The sequence below is a fragment of the Lysobacter sp. Root916 genome (genome assembly GCF_001429785.1).
In the GTDB taxonomy this organism is placed as follows: Bacteria; Pseudomonadota; Gammaproteobacteria; order Xanthomonadales; family Xanthomonadaceae; genus Lysobacter.
Genome location: NZ_LMJF01000011.1, coordinates 334,050 through 357,943 on the forward strand (window position 1 = coordinate 334,050; position 23,894 = coordinate 357,943).

Here is a 23,894-nt window from a genome sequence, read left to right on the forward strand (position 1 = left end):
GAACACACAGCGGGAGTACGGGATCCGGTCCCGTTTCCTGACACTAGGCCTGCAGGCGATCGCGCAGCCAGGCTCGGGCCGCGGCCCAGTCGCGATACACGGTGCGCTCGTCCAGTTCGAGGACGCGAGCCACCTCCGGCACGCTCAAACCGACGAAGTAGCGCAGTTCCACGACCTGGGCCATGCGCGCATCGAGCTGTTCCAGGGCCGCCAGCGCGGCGTCGAGCTCGGGTAGATGGGTCTCTTGCGGAATAGGCAGTTGCAAGACTTCGGTGAAGTCGTCGCGTCGCCAGGCGCCGCCGTGCTTTTCGCTGGCCGCCTTGCGGGCTCGGTCGACGAGGATCTGGCGCATGATCCGCGCCGCCGTATTGAACAGATGCGCCGGGTTCTCGAACGCGACGCTCTGCTGGCCCAGCAAGCGTACGAACACGTCGTTGACCAGCGCGGTCGGTTGCAGCGTGTCGTGCCCGCGGTGCTCGCGCAGCTCGCGCGCCGCGATCGCGCGCAGGTCGGCGTAGATCAACGGCAGCAGCGATTCCAGCGCGCCAGCGTCGCCGTCGCGCCAGCGTTGGATCAGGGTGTGCGAGTCCGGGGCCGTACCTGGCATGGCGCTGTCTCCTTGGGTCCGCCATCGTTGTGGGGACGGTCCATGGCCGTCAAGCGGGCGCTGCGCAGGGCAAAGGCATTGCGCCGCCCAGGGCGGTCGAGGACACCGCAGGACGAGGCAAGCGGGCTGGCGAAGCGCCGCGCCTACTTGATGCGTCGCTTCTCCAGCTTGCGCGCCAGGGTGCGCCGGTGCAGACCCAGCCGGCGCGCGGCCTCGGAGATGTTGAAGTCGCTCTCGGCCAGCACTTCGTGGATGTGTTCCCACTCCAGCGTCTTGATCGAAGTGGTGCGGCCGGTGAGCTCGACCTCGGCGTCGCCGGTGGCGCGCTGGAACGCGGCTTCGATGTCGTCGGTGTTGGAGGGTTTGGCCAGATAGTGGCGCGCGCCCAGCTTGATCGCCTCCACCGCGGTGGCGATGCTGGCGTAGCCGGTCAGCACCACGATCAGCATGTCCGGGTCGAAGGCGTGCAGGTGCTTCACGCAGGACAGGCCGGAGGCGTTGGCGGCGAGCTTGAGATCGACCACGGCGTGCGTGGGCGCGAATTCTTCCAGCAGCGCCGGCAAGCCGGCTTCGCCGGGCAGGTGGCGCACGCTGTAACCGCGGCGTTCGAACGAACGCACCAGAGTGCGCGCGAACGTGGTGTCGTCTTCGACGATCAGCAACCTGCGTTCATTCGTCATCGCCGTGCTCCTCGATGGCAATGGCCGACAGCGGCAGGGTCAGGGTGACCACCGCGCCGCCCTGCGGCCGGTTGCGTGCCGTGAGCCTGCCGCCCAGCGTACGGGCGACGTTGACCGAAAGGAACAAGCCCAGTCCGCCGCCGGGGCGGCCCTTGCTGCTGTTGTAGGGCGTGCCCAGGCGCTCGAGGACGTCGGCGGCGAAACCGGGGCCGACGTCGCTGACCTCGATCACGAGCTGGCCGTCGCGGCAGTCGGCGTCCAGCGCTACCCAGGCCGGCGAGGCCTCCAGGGCGTTGTCGAGCACGTTGAACACCATCTGCCGCAGGCCGTCGTCGGAAACGATGCTGGGATCGTCCTGGCAATGGCGCTGGTAGCGGAACGATTCCGGCGCGCGCGCGGTGCGCCACTCCTGGGCCAGATCGTCGAGCAGCTCGTGCAAGGTGGTTTCGACCGGCGATTCGCCGCGGGTTTCGCCGGCCGACAGCAGGATATTGGTGACGATGGACTTGCAGCGCGCGACCTGCGCCAGCATCTCGGCGACATCGTGGTGCAGCTCGGTTTCCGAGGCGATCGTGGGCAGGTGCTGCCAGTCGCCGAGGATCACCGACAGCGTCGACAGCGGCGTGCCCAGTTCGTGCGCGGCGCCGGAGGCGAGCAGGCCCATGCGCACGATGTGTTCCTCCTCGGCGGCGCGCTGGCGCAATTGGGCCAGGCGCACATCGCGTTCGCGCAGGATGCGCCCGATGCGGGTGATGAACACCACCAGCAAGGCCGCCACCAGCAGGAAGCAGATCAGCAGGCCCTGCACGTAGTGATCGGCCAGGCCCTTGCCGGGTTCGACCGCGATCCGCAGCGGCGTCGGCGACACCGCCAGGGCGGTGAAGCACAAACCCGCGGCGGCGGCGATGATCCAGTTGGCGGGCGAGCGCAGCAGCACGGTGCCCAGCACTACCTGCAGCAGGTAGAGGAAGACGAAGGGGTTGGTGATGCCGCCGCTGTAGTAGAGCTGCAGGCTCAGCGAGACCACGTCCACCAGCAGCCCGATCAGCATGGCCCGGTTGGACACCTGCGCGCGCCGTTTCCACCACAGCTGGCTGCCGAGATTGAACGCGACCAGTCCGGCCAGGACGGCGCCCATCGGTCCCAACGGCAGGGCGATGCCGATGCCGTAGTGGACGACCAGGATGGTGACGATCTGCCCGACCACCGCGATCCAGCGCAACTGGATCAGCTGCTGCATGTTGCGCAGCCCGGTGCGGTCCTGCGAACCGCTCACGCCCAATTGGCGGGTTACGACGTCCGCGGCGGCCTCAGGAGCGCTGGATCGGGCTTGCATGACCGGGGGGGCCTCCTCGCTGCGCACGATCTTGCCGCAAACGACGCTCCGATGCGAACAGGTAGTAGCCCGCGACCAGGGTCAGCGCGGCCAGGCCGAACCAGGTCAGGGCATAGGACAGATGATGATCGCGGAACGCCACCACGGTCATGCCGCCGCGCGGCCAGGCGTCGCTGGACGGGTCCCGGGCGGCATCGATGAAGTAGGGCGCGCTGGCATCGGCGGGCAAGCCCTGCGCACGCAGGATCGCGGCGACGTCGCGCGAGTACCAGTGCCCGTGGGCCGGATCGTTGCTGCGCAGGAAGCCGCCCTTGGGCTCGCTGATGCGCAGCAGTCCTTCGACCTCGACGCGTCCCGCGGGTACGGGCGCGGCCTGCGCCTGCGCGGGCACGAAGCCGCGATTGACCAGCACGTAGTCGCCCGCGTCGGTGCGCAGCGGCACCAGCACCCAGGCGCCCGCGCCCAGCGCCGTCACGGCCTGGCTGCGCGCTTGCTTGTCGGGCAGGAACTGCCCGGACAGGCGCACGCGCCGGTAACCGTCGCTTGCTTCGCTGACTTGCGCCCACTGCGCGCGGGAGGGGGGCGCCACCGGCGCGGCCTTGAGGCGGGCCTCGACGCGCGCGATCAGCGCGTGCTTCCAGCCCATGCGCTGCACTTGCCACACGCCCAGCGCGAGGAAGCCGATCAAGGCCACCGCCAACGACGCGGCGAACACGGCCAACAACAGCGGACGGCGGCCGTGCGCCGGTGCTACGGCCGCTGTGTGGCGCTCATCGCTCATGGCGCGTTCTTGAGCATTTCCTGCATGTCGTGCGCGCCGGGCATCATGTTCGCGTTCATGTGGTGCATCACCCACAGCGAACCGATCAGCACGATCACCACCAGCACCACGGTGAAGATCAGGGCCAGCACGTTCCAGCCGCCTTCCGAGCGGGTGTTCATGTGCAGGAAGTAGATCATGTGCACGACCACCTGCACCGCGGCGAAGGCCAGCAGCACGATCGCGACCAGGCCCGAGCTCGGGATCACCTTGCCCATCACCAGGCCGAACGGAATCGCGGTCAGCACCACCGACAGCATGAAGCCGGTGAGGTACTCGCGCGCCGAGACGTGCGGGATGCCGTCTTCGAGGTGGTCGTCGTGCTCGTGCGTGTCGTGCTGGCTCATGGCAGCACTCCCATCAGGTAAACGAAGGTGAAGACGCCGATCCAGACGACGTCGAGGAAGTGCCAGAACATCGACAGGCAGGCCACGCGGCGGGTGTTGGCGCGGGTCAGGCCGTGGCGCTGCACCTGCACGCACAGCACCACCAGCCAGATCACGCCGAACAGCACGTGCAGGCCGTGGGTGCCGACCAGGGCGAAGAACGAGGACAGGAAGGCGCTGCGCTGCGGGCCCGCGCCCAGATGGATCAAGTGCGCGAACTCGTAGATTTCCACCGCCAGGAAGGACAGGCCGAGCACGCCGGTCAGGGCGAGCCAGCGCAGCATGGCGCGCTTGTCGCGGCGCTGCATCGCGATCATCGCGAAGCCGTAGGTGATCGACGACAGCAGCAGGATCGCGGTGTTCAGCGCCACCAGCCACAGGTCGAACAGGTCGGCGCCGGACGGGCCGGCGGCGTAGCTGCGGCCCAGCACGCCGTAGGTGGCGAACAGGCAGGCGAAGATCATCAGATCGCTGAGCAGGTACAGCCAGAAACCGAACAGCGTGCCGTTCTGCGGATGGTGATGCCCGGCGGTGTCCAGGAACACGGGCGAGCCGTCCTGGCGGGTCATGGCGATGGGCTCAGACATGGGCGGCCTTCAGCTGTTCGCTGCGCGCCTGCTCGGTCGCGGCGACCGTGGCGGCGGGGATGTGGAAATCGCGGTCGTAGTTGAAGCTGTGGTAGATCGCGTAGGCGACGATGCCCAGCAACGAGGCGATCGCCAGCCACCACACGTGCCAGATCAGGGCGAAGCCGCAAGCCGTGCTCACCGCCGCCAGGACCAGGCCGGCCGGGGTGTTCTTGGGCATGTGCACCGCCAGGAAACCGGAGGTCGGGCGCTGGAAGCCGCGCTGCTTCATGTCCCACCAGGCGTCGTTGTCGTGCACCACCGGGGTGAAGGCGAAGTTGTAGTCCGGCGGCGGCGACGAGGTCGACCACTCCAGGGTGCGGCCGTTCCAGGGATCGCCGCTGAGGTCGCGCAACTGCGCGCGCTTGCGGAAGCTGACGTAGATGCAGATCAGGAAGGCGGCGATGCCGATGGCGACCAGGACCGCGCCGAACGCGGCGATCTGGAACCAGATCTGCAGCGAGGGATCGTCGAAGTGGCTCATGCGGCGGGTCACGCCCATCAGGCCCAGCACGTACAGCGGCGTGAACGCGAACCAGTAGCCGGCCAGCCAGAACCAGAACGAGACCTTGCCCCAGAAGTCGTCGAGCTTGAAGCCGAAGGCCTTGGGGAACCAATGCGTCATCGCCGCGAACAGGCCGAACACCACGCCGCCGATGATCACGTTATGGAAGTGCGCGACCAGGAACAGGCTGTTGTGCAGCACGAAGTCGGCCGGCGGCACCGCCAGCAGCACGCCGGTCATGCCGCCGACGACGAAGGTGACCATGAAGCCCATGGTCCACAGCATCGGCACCTCGAAGCGGATGCGGCCGCGATACATGGTGAACAACCAGTTGAAGATCTTCGCGCCCGTCGGGATCGAGATGATCATCGTGGTGATGCCGAAGAACGAGTTGACGCTGGCGCCCGAGCCCATGGTGAAGAAGTGGTGCAACCACACCAGGTAGGAGAGCACGGTGATGCAGACGGTCGCGTAGACCATCGACGAGTAGCCGAACAGGCGCTTGCCCGAATAGGTGGACACGATCTCCGAGAACACGCCGAACAGCGGCAGGATCAGGATGTAGACCTCCGGATGGCCCCAGATCCAGATCAGGTTCACGAACATCATGGCGTTGCCGCCCAGGTCGCTGGTGAAGAAGTTGGTGCCCGCGTAGCGGTCCAGGCCCAGCAGCGCCAGCACCGCGGTCAGCACCGGGAACGACACCACGATCAGCACGTTGGTGCACAGCGAGGTCCAGGTGAACACCGGCATCTTCATCAGGCTCATGCCCGGGGCGCGCATCTTGATGATGGTCACCAGCAGGTTCACGCCGGACAGCAGGGTGCCCACGCCGGCTATCTGCAGCGCCCATATGTAGTAGTCGACGCCTACCCCGGGGCTGAAGGCCACCCCCGACAGCGGCGGATAAGCCAGCCAGCCGGTGGCGGCGAACTCGCCGAAGAACAGCGACATCATCACCAGCACGGCGCCGCTGACGGTCATCCAGAAGCTGAAGTTATTTAGGAAGGGGAAAGCGACGTCGCGCGCGCCGATCTGCAGCGGCACCAGGTAGTTCATCAGGCCGGTGACCAGCGGCATGGCCACGAAGAAGATCATGATCACGCCGTGGGCGGTGAAGATCTGGTCGTAGTGGTGCGGCGGCAGATAGCCCAGGTTGTCGCCGAAGGCCATCGCCTGCTGCAAGCGCATCATCAGGGCATCGGCGAAGCCGCGCAGCAGCATCACCAGGCCCAGCACGATGTACATGATGCCGATCTTCTTGTGGTCGATGCTGGTGAACCACTCCTTCCACAGGTAGCCCCACAGCCGGTACTTGGTGATCGCCGCGACCAGGGCGAGACCCAGGACGACCGTGCCGATGAAGGTGGCCGCGACGATGGGCTCGTGCAGCATGGGCACGGCGTCCCAGGTCATGCGACCGAAGATCGGGGAGGTCGGGATGGTGCCGCTTTCGAGAGACATCGGAGAACTTCCAGAAACTATTCGGGTCGTCGCTTGCGCGCGTCAGGGCGACTTCATGCCGGCCAGCATCGGCGACAGCGGCGGTTGATCGACGGTGCACACGTCCGCGGACACGTAGGCGCCCAGGCGCGGATCGCCGCGGCGCGGCATCGCCAGCGAGTTCAGGCCTTCCAGGCCGAGGCCGCCGGCGGCGTCCAGCGCCATCATCTGATCCATGCACAGGCGCTCGGAATCGACGCAGCGGTTGAGGATGGCGTTGTACAGGGTGGCGTCGACGTTGGCGTAGTGGCGCACCGGCTCGCGCTCGCTGGGCTTTTCCAGCTCCAGATAGGCCGCGCGCGTGAGCGAGTCCTTGCTGCCGCGCAGCCCCGCGATCCAGCGGTCGTAGTCGGCGTTGGACATGCCGTGGAACTTGAAGCGCATGTGCGAGAAGCCGGCGCCGCTGTAGTTGGCGGAGAAGCCCTCGTACTCGCCCGGCGCATTGATCACGGCGTTGAGCTTGGTCTCCATGCCGGGCATGCCGTAGATCATTCCGGCCAGATTGGGCACATAGAAGGTATTCATCACCGAGGAGGCGGTGATGTGGAAGCGCACCGGACGATCCACCGGCACCGCGACTTCGTTGACCGAGGCCACGCCTTCCTTCGGATACAGGAACAGCCACTTCCAATCCAGCGCGACGACCTGGATATCCAGCGGCTCCATCTGCGCCGGCACCGGACGACCGGCCGCGATGCGGTCCAGCGGGCGGTAGGGATCGAGCAGATGGGTGCTGATCCAGGTGATCGCGCCCAGCGCGATGATGATCAGCAGCGGCACGCCCCAGATCACCAGCTCCAGCTGGGTGGAGTGATCCCAATCCGGGGTGTACTTGGCGCTGCGGTTGGAGGCGCGGTACTTCCAGGCGAACCAGAAGGTCAGCGCGATCACCGGCACGATCACCAGCAGCATCAGCGCCGTGGCCACCAGGATCAGCTGGCCCTGGCGGGCGGCGATGTCGCCGGCGGGGTCTAGCACCACCAGGTTGCAGCCGGAGAGCAGGCCGAGGGCGGCCAGCAGCGCGGCGGTTCGCAGGAGTCTGCGCACGTTGGACATGGGGGAGGGCGGAGTCCTAAATGATGGGCGACAATTTAGTCCCCACGCCGCGCGCCGAGTATTGGACGTTTTGTCCTATCGCGTCCGGCCCCCGGCTCTGTCAGCCTAGGCTCGAACACTCCCTGCCCGACGTCGACTCCCGCACTCCAGATGGCTACCGCTCACGGCCCCACCGCATCCACGCACGACCACGGCGTCAAGGCGCATGCCGACGTCGCCCCGGGCGAAATCGCCGTCGGCGTCGTGGTGGGGCGCGCCTCGGAATACTTCGACTTTTTCGTCTACGGCATCGCTTCGGCGCTGGTGTTCCCGTCGGTGTTCTTCCCGTTCATGGATCGCTTGCAGGGCACGCTGTACGCCTTCGCGATCTTCGCGCTCGCGTTCCTGGCGCGCCCGTTGGGCACGATGCTGTTCATGGCTATCCAGACGCGCTGGAGCCGCGGCGTCAAATTGACCGTGGCCCTGTTCCTGCTCGGCACCGCCACCGCCGGCATCGCGTTCCTGCCGGGTTACGCCACGCTGGGCTGGGTTTCGATCGCGCTGCTGGCGTTCTTCCGCGTGCTGCAGGGCATCGCCCTGGGCGGTTCCTGGGACGGGCTGCCGTCGCTGCTGGCGCTCAATACCCCCAAGGAACGTCGCGGCTGGTACGCGATGCTGGGGCAGCTGGGCGCGCCGGTCGGCTTCATCGTCGCCTCCGGCGTGTTCGCCTTCCTGTACGCGAGTTTGGGCGAACAGGATCTGTTGAGCTGGGGCTGGCGTTATCCGTTCTTCGTCGCGTTCGCGATCAACGTGGTGGCGCTGTTCGCGCGCCTGCGCCTGGTCGTGGCCGAGGAATATCAGGACAAGATGGGCGAGCTCGAACTGGAGCCCACCCCCATCCGCGAATTGTTCAGCGCCAAGGGCCAGCACGTGGTGGTCGGCGCGTTCGCCGCGCTCGCCAGCTACGCCCTGTTCCACATCGTCACGATCTTTCCGCTGTCGTGGATCAAGCTGTACTCGGATCAGTCCATCGTCGGCTTCCTGATGGTGCAGATCCTGGGCGGCTTCATCGCCGCCGGCGGCATCGTCGTGTCGGGCCTGATCGCCGACCGCGTCGGCCGCGCCCGCACCCTGGGCGGCCTGGCCATCGTGATCGCGATGTTCAGCGGCTTCGCGCCCACCTTGATGGGCGCCGGTTCGCTGGGCCAGGACGCCTTCATCCTGATCGGCTTCGCGCTGCTGGGCCTGTCCTACGGCCAGGCCGCGGGCGCGGTCACCGCCAACTTCGGCCGCCGCTACCGCTACACCGGCGCCGCGCTCACCTCCGACCTCGCCTGGCTGATCGGCGCGGCCTTCGCACCGCTGGTCGCGCTGGGCCTGTGCTCGCAGTTCGGCTTGGCCTGGCTGGGCGCCTACCTGTTGTCGGGCGCGATCGGCACGCTCGCCGCGCTGGGCATCAACCGGGCGATGAACTACAAGAGCTGAGCCGGGCGCCGCGTCAGCATCGCGATTCGGACGCTGCCTAAGCCTCGAAGTCGACCGTGATCGAAGCGGCGCTGCGTCGGCCTTCGCCGTGGTACACGGCTTCGATGTTGTTGCCGTCCGGATCGAGCACGAAGGCCGCGTAATAGCCCGGGTGGTAGGTGCGTTCGCCGGGCGCGCCGTTGTCGCTGCCGCCATGGGCCAGCGCCTGCTTGTGGAACTCGTCCACGCTGGCGCGATCCCTGGCCTGAAACGCCAGATGGTGGCGACCGGTCAGCTTGCCGTCCGCCATCGGGCTGTCGGCGGTGGACACGCATAGCTCGTCGGCCCAGAAGAAATCGTCGCCGGCACCGCCGATGGGGATGTCCAGCGTCTTGAATACGGCTTCGTAGAAGCCCTGACTGGCCTTGAGGTCCTTCACCACCAATTGAACGTGGTCGATCAAGCGACCGCGATGAATCCGTTGCGTTTCCATGCTGCGCTCCGGCTTGGGGGAAGGCCGACGCTAACACCGGTGGCGACAAGACGACGTGCATGACCCCGCCTGCGCGCGGGGCGTGGTCCCTGCCGCAGCGTTCGTTTTCCGACTGAAGCGAAAGCTCGGGCCCTGCAACCGATCTCGCGGCCGGCGTATCCAGGGTTCGCGACAGCCGAGGTGCCTTGTGCGGAGGTCGGTCCCTACGCCTATGGAGAGCGGCATGCATATCGGACTGTTCAGGATTGGAAGGGCAGCCGCGTTGCGTCGGGCTTGCTTCGGTGTCGTGTGGGCCATGGCCACGACCTCCGTGGCGGCCGCGAGCGAACCCGACGACGGCGCATCCGGCGTGCGGGCGGCGGCTCATGAAATCCGCGCGGCGCTGGCGGATATCCAAAAGACGCCGGGCTCTTTTCCCGCGGTGTCGGCGCTGATCGTGCACGGCGACGCCACTCCTCTGCGATTCGTCCAGGGCGTCGCGCGCGCGGGGCATCCTGGAACGGTCGATCGCGGATCGCGGTTCTATATCGCTTCGCAAACCAAATCGTTCATCGCCTTGTTGGCCGCCCACCTCGACGAGACCGGCGTGCTGCCGCTGGATACCAGTTTGGCGGAGATCTGGCCACGACTGGTGCTGCCGGCGCCCGCGGATCCGGCCAAGATCACGATGGCGGATCTGCTGTCGCATCAGGAACGATTGAAGACGGATACCTTGAACTTCCTGACCGCCTACGTGCGCGCCGTGCCCGCGAGCGACTACCCGGCCATGCTCGCGCGCTACACCGAAGCGCGCGAAGAGGGGTTCCGCTACGCCAACATCGGCGACCTGATTTACGGCGCCGCGCTGGAAACGCGGACCGGCCGGGATTGGAAAGACTGGTTGCGGCAGGAAGTGCTGCGGCCGCTGCGGCTGGAACAGGTCCATAGCCGCTCATCGCAAGTGCCCACGCATCGGATGGTGTGGAACCATCGCTGGGACGGCAGCGCGTGGATCGCGTATCCACCCAAACCGGACGAGTTGATGCACGCGGCAGGCGGCTTGCTCGCCTCCACGGACGACATGGCGACCTGGATGCGGGCCAACCTGCGCCGGCATTCTCCGACCGGAACCCCGTCGGCCCGTGGCTTCGAGCGCGCCCAGCGCCCGATAGCGCAGGCGAAGCTGTCGGATGGCGAGTTCGTGTGCGACGGATACAGTCTCGGCTGGTACTCGTGCGTCTACAAGGATGAGCGCGTGTTGATGCACCCCGGTAGCTACACCGGTGTGGTGTCGGCCACCGTCCTGCTGCCGGCGAGGGACGCCGGTTTTTCCTTGGTGGTGAACAGCGATAGCGCGATCGAGGGGCTGGCACTGGAGCTGATGAAGGCCTTTATCGGCTTATCCACCGACAAGGGCGGCGAAAGCGAGCGCCTGCGCAAGGCGGTGGCGGACTATCCCTCGCGCCTGGCGCGTGTCGTCTCGGCACGGCGTGAGAGTGTGCAAAAAGCCCGCGCCGACGGCATCTGGGGCGACTGGGCATGGATGCCGTCGCAAGCCGAGACGCGCCGATATCTGGGGGTGTTCCGCAGCGAGCGTCTGGGCAGCTTGGAGGTGGTGCAGGGCGCGCACGGCTTGGAGGTCCGGCTGGGTGAGATGCGTCTGAATTTGACGCCGGCGAGCCCCGGCTTGTTCGGCGCCAGCAAGTCCGCGCTCGACGCACCCGAGGTTTTCCGCTACGCCGATGACGTCGATTCCTTGCGTTGGGACGACGATCGCTTCGTTCGCGTGCGTTAGGCGCCAGTCGGAGCGCGGCGGACAGCCAGAGGGCGATACGCGTCGGGCGACGCCTCGGCCGCCCGGGCACGAGCGTTTGCCGAATTTTTGATACTGCGCCTGAACAATGAGGGCTACCTAGTTCACTGCGGGATCGCCTCATGTCGCTACGACGCACCCTCTGGATTTGCTTACTCCTCGCGGCGGCCTCGCCCAGCAGCGCGCTCGCGCTGACGCCGGCGGCACCGGATACCTCGAAGGCATCGCCCTCGGTGCTGATCGTGCTCAGTTCGGCGGGCCGCGACGGCGGCAAGACCCGGCCGGGCTTCGAGATGGACGAGTTGGCGCAGGCTTGGGGCATCTTCGTGGACAACGGCCTGCAGGTGAAATTGGCGAGCCCGGCTGGCGGCAAGGTCGAAGCCGACGCCTACAACGCGCGCGATGCCGCCAACGCGCGCCTGCTCGCGCATGCGGGCGTCATGGCGCAATTGGAAGCCACGGCGCGTATCGACGAACTGGATCCGGCGGCCTACGACGCGGTCTACGTGGTGGGCGGAAAGGGCGCGATGTTGGACCTGGCCGAGCATCCGGGGCTGGCGGCCTTGTTGGGGCGCGTCTACGACCGCGGCGGTCTGGTCGCCGCCGTCTGCCATGGCAGCGCCGCCCTGGCCGAAGTGCGCCTGGCCGACGGCCGCCGGCTGATCGAGGGCAGGCGGGTCACCGGCTTCAGCGCCGAAGAGGAAAGCGTGTTCGGCAAGAAGTGGTCCCAGGCGTTTCCGTTCGTACTCGAGGACGGCCTGCGCGCGCGCGGCGCGCGCTGGGTGGAGGCGCCGCTGATGATGCCCATGCTGGCGGTCGACGAGCGTTTGATCACCGGCCAGAACCCGTACTCCACGCATGCCGTCGCCGAGGCGCTGGTCCGTGGCCTGGGCATGACGCCGCAGCCGCGCGTACCGGACCGGGACGAGGCCAGCCTTGCGCTGCTTCAACGCGCCCTCGCCGGCAGCGCCACCGCGGTCACCGAACTCGCCGACGCGCCCGCGCGCTTCCACCCCGAACTGATCGGCATCATCGGCCACTACCAACTGCAGCTTGCCCAGGACGACGCAGCGGTGCGCGCGGCGCTGGTCGCGATGGACTTGGCCGCGCCGTACATGACCGCCCCGGAGTTGAGCCTCAGCCGCGCTGAAGCGCACCGGCGCCTGGGGCGGCGCGACCAGGCGCGCAGCCTGCTGGACCGCGTGCTTGCGACCCACCCGCAGTTGCCCGAAGCTCAGGCCTTGATGCGGCGATTGGACGAGTGAGATGACGCGTTCCGGTCTCAGGGTGTTGGTGGTGGAGGACAGCCTCGCACTGCAGGCGACGCTGGCGACCTTGTTCGAGTCCCACGGCCATCGCGCCGACTTCGCCGCCGATGGTCGTCGCGGCTTGCAACTCGCGCTGGACCAGCCGCCCGACGTCCTGGTGCTGGATTTGGGCCTGCCCGGTTTGGACGGCCTGCGCGTGTGCCGGGAGTTGCGCGCGCGCGCGGACCGCCACGTGCCGGTGCTGATGTTGACGGCGCGCGATGCGGTCGCCGACAAACTGCAGGGCTTCGATGCCGGCGCCGACGACTATCTGGTCAAGCCCTTCTCGGGCGCCGAGTTGCTCGCACGCTGCGTCGCCCTGTCGCGTCGCCACCGCGTCGGTGAAGCGAACGATCTGAGGATCGGCAGCCTGGTGATCGATCGACGTAGCGGCGCCGTCCGGCGCGGAGACAGGATGTTGGCGCTCAACCAGAGCGGCTTGCACCTATTGCGCGCCCTGGCCGAGGCCTATCCGCGTTCGCTCACGCGTTCGGAGCTGGTGCGCCAGCTGTGGGGCGACGAGTCGCCGCCGTCCGATCCGCTGCGCACGCATCTGTATCTGCTGCGGCGCGAGCTCGACCCGCCGGGCGTGTCGCCGATGCTGCGCAACGTGCATGGCGTCGGCTACCGTCTGGAGACGGACCTGTGAATCCGAACCGCCGCCTGCAGCGGCGCATTCTGCTGGTGCTGGCCGGCGTCACGCTGGCCGTGGCGGCCGTGTTCTCGCTGTATGCCGTGGTTTTCACCTATGAAGTCGAGGACGCGTTTCTGAACGCGCAGGTCGCGGACGAGGCCGCGTATCAGAAGGCGCGCCGAGCCGAAACCGGTTATTGGGGCCCCACCCGAGACCCACGCATCCAGCTTCATCGCAGCCTCGCCACGCTACCTCCGGAGGTAGCGCAGCTGATGCGTCGCGAACCGCAACGCCTGGAGGCCTCGGGGCGCGACGGCCGCCATTATCACGTCCGAGCCTTACGCGCGGACAGGGAGGTCGCCTGGTTGCTGTACGACGTCAGTCGCGGCCTGGTGGTGAAGCCGATGCGCGATTCCATCCTGTGGCTGCTCGCGTGGACCTCGCTGATCGCCGTCGCGCTGGCCCTGGTCGCGGGTTACCTGGTGTCGCTGCGCATCACCCGGCGCCTATCGCGTCTGGCCGACGAGGTCGACCATCTGGACCCGGCCCGTCTGCCGTCGAGCTGGTCGTCCGCGGACGGCGACGACGAAGTGGGCGCGGTCGCTCAAGGCCTGGAGGACATGACCGCGCGCCTGCGCCAGTTCATCGAGCGCGAACGCGGTTTCACCCGCGACGCCAGCCACGAATTGCGCACGCCGCTGGCCGTTATTCGGGCAGCCGGCGAGCAACTGGACCTGCAGCCCGAGTTGGGCCCGGCGGCGCGCGGCCATGCGCGCCTGATCCGCGAATCCACGATGCATCTGGAGCAAACCGTCGATACCTTGTTGACCCTGGCGCGCGAGGAGCACGCCGATGCCCCGGCGGTCGAGTTGCGCCTGCTGCCGCTGCTGGAACAGATCGTGCTGGAGCAATCCTGCCGCCTCGACGGCAAGCCGGTGCAGCTGCGCTTCGACGTGCCGGACAGCGCGCGGGTGCGTGCGCCGGCGGCCGTGCTGCGCATCGTCCTGACCAACCTGGTCGGCAACGCCTTCGCCCATACCGATGCCGGCACGATACGCATAGGTGTCGAAGGCGACGCTCTGCTCATCCGCAACCCCGCGCGCGAGGACGCGTTTCCCGTGAGCGAGGAAGGCGTCGCGTTGTTTCGCAAGGGCGACGGCAGCGACGGCTTCGGCCTGGGGCTGACCATCGTGCATCGCCTGTGCGGACGGTTCGGGCTGCGTCTGCGTTTCGAATCCGTGGATAACGAGTTGATCGCGCGCCTGCCTTTGACGCGCGGCGATATGTCGCATTCGGAAGCGTCGACGCCTTGAGGGCCGGCGCTTGCGAGGATGTCCGAACCGCGCGCGTGGATCGCCGCCATGGTCGGGATGGTCGCCTCCAGGCTCATGCCGCTTCCTTCGCGCCACTCCGGATCGAATCAGGGCGACGACCATTTACAATGAATCAGATGTTTCCGAACCCATGAGATGGCGATGACCGAGCGACTGTTCGTATACGGAACGCTGGCCCCGGGCCGCGTCAATGCGCACGTTATGGCCGACATTCCGGGGCGATGGGAGCCCGCGAGCGTGGTCGGCACCTTGCTGCAGGAAGGCTGGGGCGCGGCGGCGGGTTTTCCGGGCCTCGTGCTGGACGAGGACGGCGCCGAGGTGTCCGGTCTGGTGTTCAGCTCGGATCATTTGGCCGAGCACTGGGCGCGTCTGGACGAGTTCGAAGGCGAGGGCTACCGGCGCGTCCCGACCACGGCGACGCTGGCCGACGGCAGCCGCGTGCAGGCCTACGTCTACAGCTTGAGCGATACGGCCGCGCAGCACGATTGAGCGTCGTCGAGCTCGGCCGCGCCGGTTAGAGCTCTTCCGGCGTCGCTTCGCGCGCGCAGCAATAGATGGTGACGCCGGTGTCCATGGTCTTGGTGTAGACCAGGTTGCCGTAACGCAGGTGCGTTTCGTCTTTGCAGGTGTAGGTGAACTTGGCCAGCACCAGCTTGTCGTCGCGGCCCAGCTTGCGGGTCTCGTTGAGCTTGTCCAGCGTGCAGCCCGGATAGAGGGTGAGCACGTCGCGCTCGACGATGCCCGGGGTGACGCCGCAGCCGGCCAGCAGGCAGACGGCGAGCAGCAGAAGAATTCGAAGCATGTGTCCCCGGCGGCGTGTGCGGCGCGATGCCTGCGTCGCGCAGGCTTCCTGCAGCTGGACTGCGCATCCAACTGCGTGCCGCCAAGGATACAGGCGGCCGGCCTCGCGCTTCGGGTTAGCGCCCGCCTGCGGCACGATCGCCGCGTGGGCGGGTCAGGGCGGGGCGCCGCCCCGGTCGAGATCGAACGAACCGTCGGGCGATCAGCCCGCTTTGTTCGCCTGCCGTCTTTGTTGAGGGAGTGGACCAGCTGCAGGTGGGCGTCGCCTATGGCATCGGACAGCGAGCGATAGGCCTCGTCTTCGCTGCCGTTCCAGACCATCGAGGTGGCCTGGGCGCGGATCACGAACGGCGCGCAGCCGGGGTCTCGCCTCGGGCGACCAATGGGTGTACAAATGTACACCTATGGACCCGATCGACTCCCTGCCGCCGCAACGCGCCGCCGTGCTGGCCTTCCTGCGCCGGGAGCTGGCGGCCGGGCGCGCGCCCAGCCTGGCCGAGATCGCCGCCGCCTTCGGTTTCGCCTCGCGCAATGCCGCCCAGAAGCACGTACAGGCCCTGGTCGCCGACGGCCTGCTGGCCCTGGTCCCAGGCCGCAAGCGCGGCTTGCGCCTGCCCGGCGGCGGCGCCGACGTGCTGCCGCTGGCGGTGCTGGGCCGGGTCGCGGCGGGCGCGCCGATCGGGGCCGACATCGGCCTGGACCAACAACTGTGGCTGGACCGTCGCCTGTTCTCGCCGGCGCCGGATTACCTGTTGAAGGTGCAGGGCGATTCGATGATCGACGACGGCATCCTCGACGGCGACCTGGTCGGCGTGCACCGCACCGCCGACGCCCGCGACGGCCAGACCGTGGTCGCGCGCATCGACGGCGAACTGACCATCAAGCGCCTGCAACGCACGCGCCGGCAGATCCGCCTGCTGCCGCGCAATCCCGCGCACGCGCCGATCGTGGTGGAAGCGGATCAGGATTTCGCCATCGAAGGCGTCTACTGCGGCCTGGTGCGGCTGGGCTGAGATGGGCGGCGTGGTCGCCATCGAAACCCTGCTGGCCGCGCAGACGCTGTGGCACGCCGGGCGCAGCGCCGGCATCGCCGCCGAGGGCGAGCCTACCGGGCATGCGGCGCTGGACGCGCTGTTGCCGCAGCGCGGCTGGCCGCGACGCGCGCTGACCGAGTTGCTGTTGCCCGCCGACGGGGTGGGCGAGTTGTCGTTGTTGATGCCGACCCTGGTGCGCACGACCCGGGCCGGCGGCACGGTGGCGCTGATCGCGCCGCCGTATCTGCCGTATGCGCCGGCGTGGCAGGCCGCCGGTGTGGACCTGGCCGCGCTGCAGATCGTCGATGCCGGTCCGCGCGATGCCTTGTGGGCGTTCGAGCAATGCCTGCGCAGCGGCGCCTGCGCGGCGGTGATCGGCTGGCCGCTGCAGGCCGATACGCAGGCGTTGCGGCGTTTGCAGGTGGCCGCCGACAGCGGCGACTGCCTGGGTTTCGCATTGCGCGATCGCAAGCACGCGGCCAATCCCTCGCCGGCCGCGCTGCGCGTGGAATACGCGCGCGACGCCCGCGGCCAGGGGGCCTGGCAGGTGCGCAAATGCCGCGGCGGTCCCGCGCCCGCGCAGACCTACGCACCGGGCACGGCGTGAGACGCACGCATGTTGTGGGCCTGCATACTGCTGCCGCAGCTGGCGCTGGACGCCGTCCTCCGGCGTCTGCCTGATCCCGACCCGCCGCTGGCCCTGGTGACCGGGCCGGCGCAGCTGCGCAGCCTGCATGCGGTCAACACTCGCGCCGCCGAGGCCGGCCTGCGCGCGGGCATGCGCCTGACCGCCGCGCATGCCTTGCTGCCGGATTTCGCGATGGTGGAATACGAGCCGCAGGCCGAGGCGCGCTGGCAGCGTTTCCTGGCCGCCTGGGCCTACCGCCACAGTTCGCTGGTCAGCGCGCAATGGCCGGGCTGCATCGTGCTGGAGGTGCGCGCCAGTTTCCGCTTGCTGGGGCCGTGGCCGCGCATCGAGGCGCGGCTGCGCGAAGAACTTGCCGCGTTGGGCTTCAGCCATCGCATCGCCCTGGCGCCGACCGCGCGCGCGGCGCACGTGCTGGCCGGTCTCAGCGACGGTCTGGCCCTGCCGCATCCCGGCGCGATGACGGACTACCTGGACCGCGTGCCGGTGCGGCGCGCGCGCCTGCCCGAGGGCGACGGCGAGCGCCTGCAGCGCATGGGCGTGCGTGACCTGCGCGCCTTGCGCGCGCTGCCGCGCGACAGCCTGCGCCGTCGCTTCGGTCTGCCGCTGCTGGAGCATCTGGATCGCTTGTACGGGCAGGCCGACGACCCGTTGAGCTACTACGCGCCGCCGGACCATTTCGATGCGCGGGTGGAGTTGGGCTACGAAGTGGAAAGCCACATGGCGCTGCTGTTTCCGCTGCGTCGTCTGCTCGGCGATCTGTGCACCTATCTGTCGATCCGCGACGGCGGCGTGCAGCGCTTCGTGCTGCGCCTGGAGCACGAAGGCGCGCACACCGACGTCGAGGTCGGCCTGCTGGCGTCGGAGCGCGAGCCGGCGATGCTGTTCGAGCTCACCCGCAATCGTCTGGAGCGGGTCCAGATCGCGCAGCCGGTGGTGGCGCTGCGTTTGCTCGCGCGCGAACTGCCGCCGTTCGTGCCGGCCTCGCGCGATCTGTTCGATCTGCGCGCGCAACAGAGCCAGCCCTGGCCGCAACTGCGCGAACGCATGCGCGCGCGCCTGGGCGACGAGGCGGTGTATCGGGTGACGCCGGCCGGCGATCCGCGCCCGGAGCGGGCCTGGCGACGCGTGGACGGCGACGAGACCCGCATCGGCGCGGCGCCCGCGCGTCCGCCTCGCCCGCTGTGGCTGCTGCCGCAGCCCGTGCCGCTGCGCGATCCGCAGCCGCGCATCCTGTCCGGTCCCGAACGCCTGGAAAGCGGCTGGTGGGACGGCGCCGACGCGCGGCGCGATTACTACGTGCTGGAGACCGGCCAGGGCCAACGCGCCTGGGCCTATGCGGCGCCGGGCGAGCGCGAGGGTTGGATGCTGCACGGGTGGTTCGCATGAGCTGGGACGATGCCGTGAACGGCGTCGACCGCGACACACCGGGCGGGCGTCCGCCGCGCGCCTGGGAAGTCGCGCAGCGGCTGCGCCTGCAGGCCGCCAACGACGACACCGACAGCGCCGACGATCTGCCCGCCTACGCCGAGCTGCATTGCCTGTCGGACTTCTCCTTCCTGCGCGGCGCGTCCAGCGCCGAGGACCTGTTCGCGCGAGCGCTGCACTGCGGCTACCAGGCGTTGGCGATCACCGACGAATGCTCGCTGGCCGGGATCGTGCGCGCCTACGAGGCCTCGCGCGCGACCAGCCTGGATCTGGTGGTGGGCAGCGAGTTCACGCTGGAGTGCGGGCTGAAGCTGGTGCTGCTGGTGGAAACCCAGGACGGCTACACCCAACTGTGCCGGCTGATCACCATCGCGCGGCGCGCCGCGCCCAAAGGCGCCTACCGCCTGACCCGGCAGGACCTGCAGCAAGTGCTGGGCGATACCGAGGCGGGCGTGTTCGCGCTGTGGCTGCCGGCGTCGGCGCCGGACGCCGAGCAGGGAGGCTGGCTGCGCGCCCTGCTCGGCGAGCGCGCGTTTCTGGCGGTGGAACTGCGCCGCGAGGAGGACGATGTCGCGCGCCTGCAGATCTTGCTGGCGCTGGCGGCGCAGCTGCGGCTGGTGGCGCTGGCCAGCGGCGACGTGCACATGGACCTGCGTCGCCAGCGCGTGCTGCAGGACACCATGACCGCGATCCGCCACAACACGCCGCTGGCCGATTGCGGCGCGCAGCTGTTCCGCAACGGCGAGCGCCACCTGCGCACGCGCCGCGCGCTGGGCAACATTTATCCGCCGCAGTTGCTGGCCGCTGCCGTCGGGCTCGCGCGTCGCTGCCGCTTCCGCATGGATCAGGTGCGCTACGACTATCCGGCCGAACTGGTGCCGGACGGGTATACGCCCACCACCTGGCTGCGCGCTCTGACCGAGGCCGGCATGCGCCAGCGCTGGCCGGACGGCACGCCGGAGGCCGTCGTCGCGCAGATCGACGGCGAGCTGGAACTGATAGCCAAGCTCAAGTACGAGGCCTTCTTCCTGACCGTGGAGGACATCGTGCGCTACGCGCGCTCGCTCAACATCCTGTGCCAGGGGCGCGGGTCATCGGCCAATTCGGCGGTGTGCTACGCGCTGGGCATCACCGCGGTGAATCCGGCCGAGAGCCGTTTGCTGATGGCGCGTTTCCTGTCCGAGGAGCGCGGCGAGCCGCCCGACATCGACGTCGACTTCGAGCACGAGCGGCGCGAGGAAGTGCTGCAGTACGTGTACGCCAAGTACGGCCGCGAGCGCGCGGCGCTGGCCGCCACCGTGATCCGCTACCGCGGCAAGAGCGCGGTGCGCGACGTGGCCAAGGCCTTCGGCTTGCCGCCGGACCAGATCGCGCTGCTCGCCGAATGCTACGGCTGGGGCAACGGCGAGACGCCGATGGAGCAGCGCCTGGGCGAGGCCGGTTTCGATCCGGACAATCCGCTGATCCGGCGCGTGCTGGCGGTGACCGCGCAACTGCGCGGGCATCCCCGTCATCTCTCGCAGCACGTCGGCGGCTTCGTCATCAGCGATGCGGCCCTGAGCACGGTGGTGCCGGTGGAGAACGCGGCCATGGACGAGCGCACCATCATCCAGTGGGACAAGGACGACCTGGAGACCATGAAGCTGCTCAAGGTCGACTGCCTGGCGCTGGGCATGCTGACCTGCATCCGCAAGGCCGTGGACCTGATCGAACGCCATCGCGGCTATCGCCTGGACATCGCGCGTCTGCCGGCCGGCGACGGTCCGACTTACGAACTGATCCAGGCCGCCGACACGGTCGGCGTGTTCCAGATCGAATCGCGCGCGCAGATGAGCATGCTGCCGCGCCTGAAGCCCAAAAACTTCTACGACCTGGTGGTGGAGGTCGCGATCGTGCGGCCCGGTCCGATCCAGGGCGGCATGGTGCATCCCTATCTGCGGCGGCGGCAGGGCAAGGAGAAAGTGGAGTATCCCTCGGCCGGGATCGAGGACATCCTTGGCCCGACCCTGGGCATTCCGCTGTTCCAGGAGCAGGTGATGGAGCTGGTGATCCACGCCGGCTATACCCCTGAAGAGGCCGATGGTCTGCGCCGTTCGATGGCGGCCTGGGGCCGCGGCGGCGACATGGAACCGCATCGCGAGCGCATCCGCGAGCTGATGGAGGGCAAGGGTTATTCCTCCGCCTTCATCGAGCAGATCTTCGAGCAGATCAAGGGCTTCGGTTCCTACGGTTTCCCGCAGAGCCATGCGGCCTCGTTCGCCAAGCTGGTCTACATCAGCTGCTGGATGAAGCGACACGAGCCGGCGGCCTTCGTCTGCGCTTTGCTCAACGCGCAGCCGATGGGCTTCTACTCGCCCAGCGAAATCGTGCAGGACGCGCGCCGTGGGCGCGGCGGCCGCGTCGGCGTGGAAGTGCGCCCGGTCGACGTGAGCCGCAGCGATTGGGACAACACGCTGGAGGGCGGCGGCCTGCGCATCGGCGAGAACGACGACGGGCAGGCGGCACTGCGCCTGGGCCTGCGTCAGGTGAGCGGGCTGTCGGAGACGATGGCGCGCGCGCTGGTCGCCGCGCGCGCGCAGGCGCCGTTCGCGGATGTGCGCGACCTGTGCCTGCGCGCCGGCCTCGACGAGAAAGCGCGCCACGCCCTGGCCGAGGCCGGCGCCTTGCAGAGCCTGGCCGGGCATCGCCATGCCGCGCGCTGGGCGGTGGCGGGGATCGAGCGTCAACGTCCGCTGCTGCCCGACAGCCCGGACGAGGACCTCATCGAACTGCCTGCGCCGACCCAGGGCGAGGACGTGGCCTCCGATTACCGCGCGGTCGGCCTGAGCCTGCGCGCGCATCCGCTGGCCTTGCTGCGCCAGCGCCTGCAACAGCTGCGGGTGATGGACTCGCAGCAGCTGAGCGCGCAGCGGCACGGGCGCGGCGTACATGCGGCCGGCATCGTCACCCAGCGCCAGCGCCCGGCCACGGCCGGCGGCACCATCTTCGTCACCCTCGAGGACGAGCACGGCTCGGTCAACGTGGTGGTGTGGCAGGACGTGGCGCTGCGGTCGCGCAAGGCCCTGCTGGGCGCGCGTCTGCTGGCGGTGCGCGGGCGCTGGGAGCAGGTCGACGGCGTGCGCCATCTGATCGCGCGCGAGCTGCAGGACCTGAGCCATCTGCTCGGCGAGCTGCAGACCAGCTCGCGCGATTTCCATTGAGGTCGGCCATGAAAGCCCTGTGCGACTACGCCGACGACCTGTTCGCGCCCGACTGCCAGACCCTGGTGGACGACGCCGAAGGCGGGGTGCGCTATTGGCCCGGCTTCGTCGATGCCGCGACCGCGCGGGTCTGGTTCGAGGCGCTGCATGCGCGCGCGGCCTGGACGCATCTGCAGCGCCCCATGTACGACCGCATCGTCGACGTGCCGCGCCTGCTCGCCCACTACGCCACCGACGAGCTGCCCGACGCATTGCCGCTGGCGCGAATGTTGCAGCAGGTGCGCGCCCGCGTGCCGGCGCCGTACAACCGCATCGGCATGAACCTGTACCGCGACGGCCACGACAGCGTGGCCATGCACCACGACAAGCTGCACACCCTGTTGCGCGGCCATCCCATCACCCTGGTCTCGCTGGGCGCGCCGCGGCGCATGCTGATCCGCGCCCAGCGCGGCGCGCGCGAGACCATCGCCGTGGACCTGGCCCCGGGCAGCCTGCTCAGCATGAGCCACGCCTCCCAGCTCAGCCACGAGCACGGCATCCCCAAGACCCGGCGCGCGCAGGGGCCGCGCATCAGCGTGGTGTTCCGCGTGCGGCCGCCGGGCTAGCGCGCCGGCGCGGGCGAAAGCACGGTCGACGCGACTACGCGGTCGCGCGCCGTGTAGCATCGCGGACGCCGCGCCCTGGTGCGCGTTCCCTCCGCTGCCTCGTATCGCCGTGTCCCGACTGCAACTGCTGGACCTGAGCATCGATCTGCAACGCCAACGCGTGGAGCGCGAGGGCGTGGCCTTGGACGTGTCCGGGCTCAGCTTCCGCCTGTTCGCCTGCCTGCTCTCGCACGGCGACCGCGTGCTGGGTTTCGATCAACTGGCCAGCGAGGTCTGGGCGCCGGCGGTGGTCAGCGAGGAAACCATCACCCAGCGCATCAAGTTGCTGCGCCAGGCCCTGGGCGACGACAGCCGGGCGCCGCGCTACATCCGTTCGGTGCGCGGGCAGGGCTATCAGCTGTGCGCGCCGCCGCGGCCGCTGGCGGAGGCCGAGACCGCGCCGCAGGCGCCGACGCGGCGAACGCGGCGCTGGCTGTGGGCCGGGCTCGCGGCATTGGCATTGATCGGTGTGGGCGCGGCGCTGTGGTGGCGGGCGAACCACGAGCGGCCGCGCTCGCCGTTGCTGGCGCGAGCGGCCTACTACGCCGGCATCGGCCAGGCCGACAACAACGAACGCGCGATCGCGCTGTACCAACAAGCCTTGGCCGCCGATCCGGACGATGCCACGGCGTTGCTGGGGCTGAGCCGTCTGTCCAGCGCGCGCACCTGCCTCTACAACGGCAGCCGCGACGATGCCGAGCGCGGGCTGCGCCTGGCCCGGCAGTTGCTGCGCCGCGATGCCGGCAGCGCGGCGGCCTGGAGCGCCTTGGGCTATGCGCACGATTGCCTGGGCGATATCGGCCAGGCCGTGGCCGGCTACGAGCGCGCGTTGCGCCTGGACCCGGACGACGACCACACCCGCGCCTCGCTGGCCTATCTGTATCAGGAGCAGGGCAAGATCGCCGACGCCCTGCGCGGCAACATGCAACTGCGCGGCGATCCGGCGCGGGTGCGTTTCCGCGACGTCCAGGTCGCGCGCGAACTGGAGCTGCTGGGTTTCGCCGAAGCCGCGCGCCGCCGCCACCAGGCCAATTTCCGCCTGTTCCCCGACAATGTGTTCTCCAATATCGCCTGGCCGCGCAGCCTGTTCGGCGCCGGCCGCTACGATGAAGCGGCCAGCGCCTTGAACGAAGCGCTGACGCGCGGCACGCCGCATCCTGAGCTGTATCTGCTGCAAGGCGAGCTGGCCCTGCAACGCAGCGATCGCGCGGCCGCGCGCCTCGCGTTCGCGCAGGCGCGGCGCCTGCGCCCGCAGGGATCGCTGGGGATCACCGTCGACGGGCTCTACGCCGAACCCGCGCCGAGCCCGCAATGGATCGCGCAGCGCATCGCCGAGCTGCGTCCGAAGTCGGCGCAACCGGCGCCCTGGCCCAGCCTGTACCTGGAGCTGGCCTTGCTGGAACTGGGGCGGCGGCAGCCGGCCGCGGCCGTGGCCGCGCTGGACGAGGCGGTCGGCGCGGGCTATCGCGACCGCGCCTACCTGCAGGCCTCGCCCTTGTTCCGCGCCTTGCACGGCGATCCCGGCTACGCACGCGTGCTGGCGCGCATCGATGCCGACCTCGCGGCCCAGCGCGCGCGGGTGGCGTCGGCCGACTGGAAGCCGGCCGACCTCCCCTGAG

General features: G+C 69.0%; 22 protein-coding genes. 12 read left to right on the forward strand and 10 right to left on the reverse strand.

Going from position 1 to position 23,894, the window contains the following annotated elements; genetic code table 11:
- Window positions 1–43: 43 nt before the first annotated feature.
- The 8 genes from ASE35_RS09165 to cyoA all read right to left on the reverse strand — a co-directional run bounded on the left by ASE35_RS09165 (window position 44) and on the right by cyoA (window position 7,519).
- Window positions 44–607: an ECF-type sigma factor gene (locus tag ASE35_RS09165; RefSeq protein WP_057163647.1), complete on the reverse strand. Its 564-nt coding sequence runs from the start codon at window positions 605–607 to the stop codon at window positions 44–46.
- 143 nt (window positions 608–750) lie between these two features.
- A complete protein-coding gene (locus ASE35_RS09170; RefSeq protein ID WP_057163648.1) occupies window positions 751–1,287 on the reverse strand; it encodes a response regulator transcription factor in 537 nt (178 codons plus the stop codon).
- Window positions 1,277–2,623 (reverse strand): ATP-binding protein, encoded by a 1,347-nt coding sequence (locus tag ASE35_RS09175; RefSeq protein ID WP_056178412.1) that lies wholly within the window; start codon window positions 2,621–2,623, stop codon window positions 1,277–1,279. The genes ASE35_RS09170 and ASE35_RS09175 overlap by 11 nt, the downstream gene beginning before the upstream one ends.
- Window positions 2,598–3,404, reverse strand: coding sequence for an SURF1 family protein (locus ASE35_RS09180; protein WP_057163649.1), 807 nt, complete (start codon window positions 3,402–3,404; stop codon window positions 2,598–2,600). Before ASE35_RS09180 ends, ASE35_RS09175 begins: the two co-directional genes overlap by 26 nt.
- Window positions 3,401–3,790, reverse strand: a complete 390-nt coding sequence (gene cyoD, locus ASE35_RS09185; RefSeq protein WP_057163650.1) for a cytochrome o ubiquinol oxidase subunit IV — start codon at window positions 3,788–3,790, stop codon at window positions 3,401–3,403. The genes ASE35_RS09180 and cyoD overlap by 4 nt, the downstream gene beginning before the upstream one ends.
- Window positions 3,787–4,398 carry a cytochrome o ubiquinol oxidase subunit III gene (gene cyoC, locus ASE35_RS09190; RefSeq protein ID WP_200957017.1) on the reverse strand — a complete coding sequence of 204 codons (612 nt, stop codon included), beginning with the start codon at window positions 4,396–4,398 and terminating at the stop codon, window positions 3,787–3,789. Before cyoC ends, cyoD begins: the two co-directional genes overlap by 4 nt.
- Before the next feature lie 10 nt (window positions 4,399–4,408).
- Window positions 4,409–6,388, reverse strand: coding sequence for a cytochrome o ubiquinol oxidase subunit I (cyoB, locus tag ASE35_RS09195; protein WP_200944009.1), 1,980 nt, complete (start codon window positions 6,386–6,388; stop codon window positions 4,409–4,411).
- Between the two features lie 78 nt (window positions 6,389–6,466).
- Window positions 6,467–7,519: a ubiquinol oxidase subunit II gene (gene cyoA / locus ASE35_RS09200; RefSeq protein ID WP_057163652.1), complete on the reverse strand. Its 1,053-nt coding sequence runs from the start codon at window positions 7,517–7,519 to the stop codon at window positions 6,467–6,469.
- 150 nt (window positions 7,520–7,669) lie between these two features.
- Between cyoA and ASE35_RS09205 the strand changes: the two genes are divergently transcribed.
- Window positions 7,670–8,983 (forward strand): MFS transporter, encoded by a 1,314-nt coding sequence (locus ASE35_RS09205; RefSeq protein ID WP_057163653.1) that lies wholly within the window; start codon window positions 7,670–7,672, stop codon window positions 8,981–8,983.
- A 37-nt stretch (window positions 8,984–9,020) separates the two neighbouring features.
- Here ASE35_RS09205 and ASE35_RS09210 read toward each other — a convergent pair whose 3' ends face one another.
- Window positions 9,021–9,455, reverse strand: coding sequence for a VOC family protein (locus ASE35_RS09210; RefSeq protein ID WP_056178432.1), 435 nt, complete (start codon window positions 9,453–9,455; stop codon window positions 9,021–9,023).
- 223 nt (window positions 9,456–9,678) lie between these two features.
- Between ASE35_RS09210 and ASE35_RS09215 the strand changes: the two genes are divergently transcribed.
- The 5 genes from ASE35_RS09215 (at window position 9,679) to ASE35_RS09235 (ending at window position 15,011) form a co-directional block, all read left to right on the forward strand.
- The gene (locus tag ASE35_RS09215) at window positions 9,679–11,229 is read left to right on the forward strand and encodes a serine hydrolase domain-containing protein (RefSeq protein WP_162259044.1); all 1,551 of its coding nucleotides are present in this window, start codon (window positions 9,679–9,681) and stop codon (window positions 11,227–11,229) included.
- A 140-nt stretch (window positions 11,230–11,369) separates the two neighbouring features.
- The gene (locus ASE35_RS09220) at window positions 11,370–12,512 is read left to right on the forward strand and encodes a type 1 glutamine amidotransferase domain-containing protein (protein ID WP_057163655.1); all 1,143 of its coding nucleotides are present in this window, start codon (window positions 11,370–11,372) and stop codon (window positions 12,510–12,512) included.
- 1 nt (window position 12,513) lies between these two features.
- Complete coding sequence (locus ASE35_RS09225; protein ID WP_057163656.1) at window positions 12,514–13,203, forward strand: response regulator transcription factor; 690 nt, start codon at window positions 12,514–12,516, stop codon at window positions 13,201–13,203.
- Window positions 13,200–14,501: a HAMP domain-containing sensor histidine kinase gene (locus tag ASE35_RS09230; protein WP_057163657.1), complete on the forward strand. Its 1,302-nt coding sequence runs from the start codon at window positions 13,200–13,202 to the stop codon at window positions 14,499–14,501. Before ASE35_RS09225 ends, ASE35_RS09230 begins: the two co-directional genes overlap by 4 nt.
- A gap of 162 nt (window positions 14,502–14,663) precedes the next feature.
- A complete protein-coding gene (locus tag ASE35_RS09235) occupies window positions 14,664–15,011 on the forward strand; it encodes a gamma-glutamylcyclotransferase family protein (protein ID WP_057163712.1) in 348 nt (115 codons plus the stop codon).
- A 25-nt stretch (window positions 15,012–15,036) separates the two neighbouring features.
- Here ASE35_RS09235 and ASE35_RS09240 read toward each other — a convergent pair whose 3' ends face one another.
- Entirely contained in the window at window positions 15,037–15,324 is a 288-nt protein-coding gene (locus ASE35_RS09240) for a hypothetical protein (RefSeq protein ID WP_056178444.1), read from the reverse strand.
- Between the two features lie 412 nt (window positions 15,325–15,736).
- Here ASE35_RS09240 and lexA point away from each other — a divergent pair, with 412 nt between their 5' ends.
- From lexA to ASE35_RS09270, 6 genes are all read left to right on the forward strand, one after another.
- On the forward strand, window positions 15,737–16,336 hold the full coding sequence (gene lexA / locus ASE35_RS09245; protein WP_056179902.1) for a transcriptional repressor LexA: 600 nt from the start codon (window positions 15,737–15,739) through the stop codon (window positions 16,334–16,336).
- 1 nt (window position 16,337) lies between these two features.
- Window positions 16,338–16,964 (forward strand): translesion DNA synthesis-associated protein ImuA, encoded by a 627-nt coding sequence (gene imuA, locus ASE35_RS09250; protein ID WP_057163658.1) that lies wholly within the window; start codon window positions 16,338–16,340, stop codon window positions 16,962–16,964.
- 9 nt (window positions 16,965–16,973) lie between these two features.
- Window positions 16,974–18,392 carry a DNA polymerase Y family protein gene (locus ASE35_RS09255; RefSeq protein WP_057163659.1) on the forward strand — a complete coding sequence of 473 codons (1,419 nt, stop codon included), beginning with the start codon at window positions 16,974–16,976 and terminating at the stop codon, window positions 18,390–18,392.
- Entirely contained in the window at window positions 18,389–21,631 is a 3,243-nt protein-coding gene (locus tag ASE35_RS09260) for an error-prone DNA polymerase (protein ID WP_057163660.1), read from the forward strand. The genes ASE35_RS09255 and ASE35_RS09260 overlap by 4 nt, the downstream gene beginning before the upstream one ends.
- An 8-nt stretch (window positions 21,632–21,639) precedes the next feature.
- Entirely contained in the window at window positions 21,640–22,236 is a 597-nt protein-coding gene (locus ASE35_RS09265; protein ID WP_056178456.1) for an alpha-ketoglutarate-dependent dioxygenase AlkB, read from the forward strand.
- Window positions 22,237–22,345: 109 nt separating this feature from the next.
- The gene (locus ASE35_RS09270; protein ID WP_057163661.1) at window positions 22,346–23,893 is read left to right on the forward strand and encodes a winged helix-turn-helix domain-containing protein; all 1,548 of its coding nucleotides are present in this window, start codon (window positions 22,346–22,348) and stop codon (window positions 23,891–23,893) included.
- The last annotated feature ends 1 nt before the right edge of the window (window position 23,894 follow it).

Excerpts from the sequence above, each read along its gene's own strand:
- ASE35_RS09260 (WP_057163660.1), top strand. The coding sequence starts at position 18,389 with ATGAGCTGGGACGATGCCGTGAACGGCGTCGACCGCGACACACCGGGC.
- cyoC (WP_200957017.1), bottom strand. The coding sequence starts at position 4,398 with ATGACCCGCCAGGACGGCTCGCCCGTGTTCCTGGACACCGCCGGGCAT.
- ASE35_RS09265 (WP_056178456.1), top strand. The coding sequence starts at position 21,640 with ATGAAAGCCCTGTGCGACTACGCCGACGACCTGTTCGCGCCCGACTGC.
- ASE35_RS09180 (WP_057163649.1), bottom strand. The coding sequence starts at position 3,404 with ATGAGCGATGAGCGCCACACAGCGGCCGTAGCACCGGCGCACGGCCGC.
- ASE35_RS09240 (WP_056178444.1), bottom strand. The coding sequence starts at position 15,324 with ATGCTTCGAATTCTTCTGCTGCTCGCCGTCTGCCTGCTGGCCGGCTGC.
- imuA (WP_057163658.1), top strand. The coding sequence starts at position 16,338 with ATGGGCGGCGTGGTCGCCATCGAAACCCTGCTGGCCGCGCAGACGCTG.
- ASE35_RS09235 (WP_057163712.1), top strand. The coding sequence starts at position 14,664 with ATGACCGAGCGACTGTTCGTATACGGAACGCTGGCCCCGGGCCGCGTC.
- ASE35_RS09215 (WP_162259044.1), top strand. The coding sequence starts at position 9,679 with ATGCATATCGGACTGTTCAGGATTGGAAGGGCAGCCGCGTTGCGTCGG.
- ASE35_RS09255 (WP_057163659.1), top strand. The coding sequence starts at position 16,974 with ATGTTGTGGGCCTGCATACTGCTGCCGCAGCTGGCGCTGGACGCCGTC.
- cyoD (WP_057163650.1), bottom strand. The coding sequence starts at position 3,790 with ATGAGCCAGCACGACACGCACGAGCACGACGACCACCTCGAAGACGGC.
- ASE35_RS09175 (WP_056178412.1), bottom strand. The coding sequence starts at position 2,623 with ATGCAAGCCCGATCCAGCGCTCCTGAGGCCGCCGCGGACGTCGTAACC.
- cyoA (WP_057163652.1), bottom strand. The coding sequence starts at position 7,519 with ATGTCCAACGTGCGCAGACTCCTGCGAACCGCCGCGCTGCTGGCCGCC.
- ASE35_RS09210 (WP_056178432.1), bottom strand. The coding sequence starts at position 9,455 with ATGGAAACGCAACGGATTCATCGCGGTCGCTTGATCGACCACGTTCAA.
- ASE35_RS09220 (WP_057163655.1), top strand. The coding sequence starts at position 11,370 with ATGTCGCTACGACGCACCCTCTGGATTTGCTTACTCCTCGCGGCGGCC.
- ASE35_RS09170 (WP_057163648.1), bottom strand. The coding sequence starts at position 1,287 with ATGACGAATGAACGCAGGTTGCTGATCGTCGAAGACGACACCACGTTC.
- ASE35_RS09165 (WP_057163647.1), bottom strand. The coding sequence starts at position 607 with ATGCCAGGTACGGCCCCGGACTCGCACACCCTGATCCAACGCTGGCGC.
- ASE35_RS09205 (WP_057163653.1), top strand. The coding sequence starts at position 7,670 with ATGGCTACCGCTCACGGCCCCACCGCATCCACGCACGACCACGGCGTC.
- ASE35_RS09225 (WP_057163656.1), top strand. The coding sequence starts at position 12,514 with ATGACGCGTTCCGGTCTCAGGGTGTTGGTGGTGGAGGACAGCCTCGCA.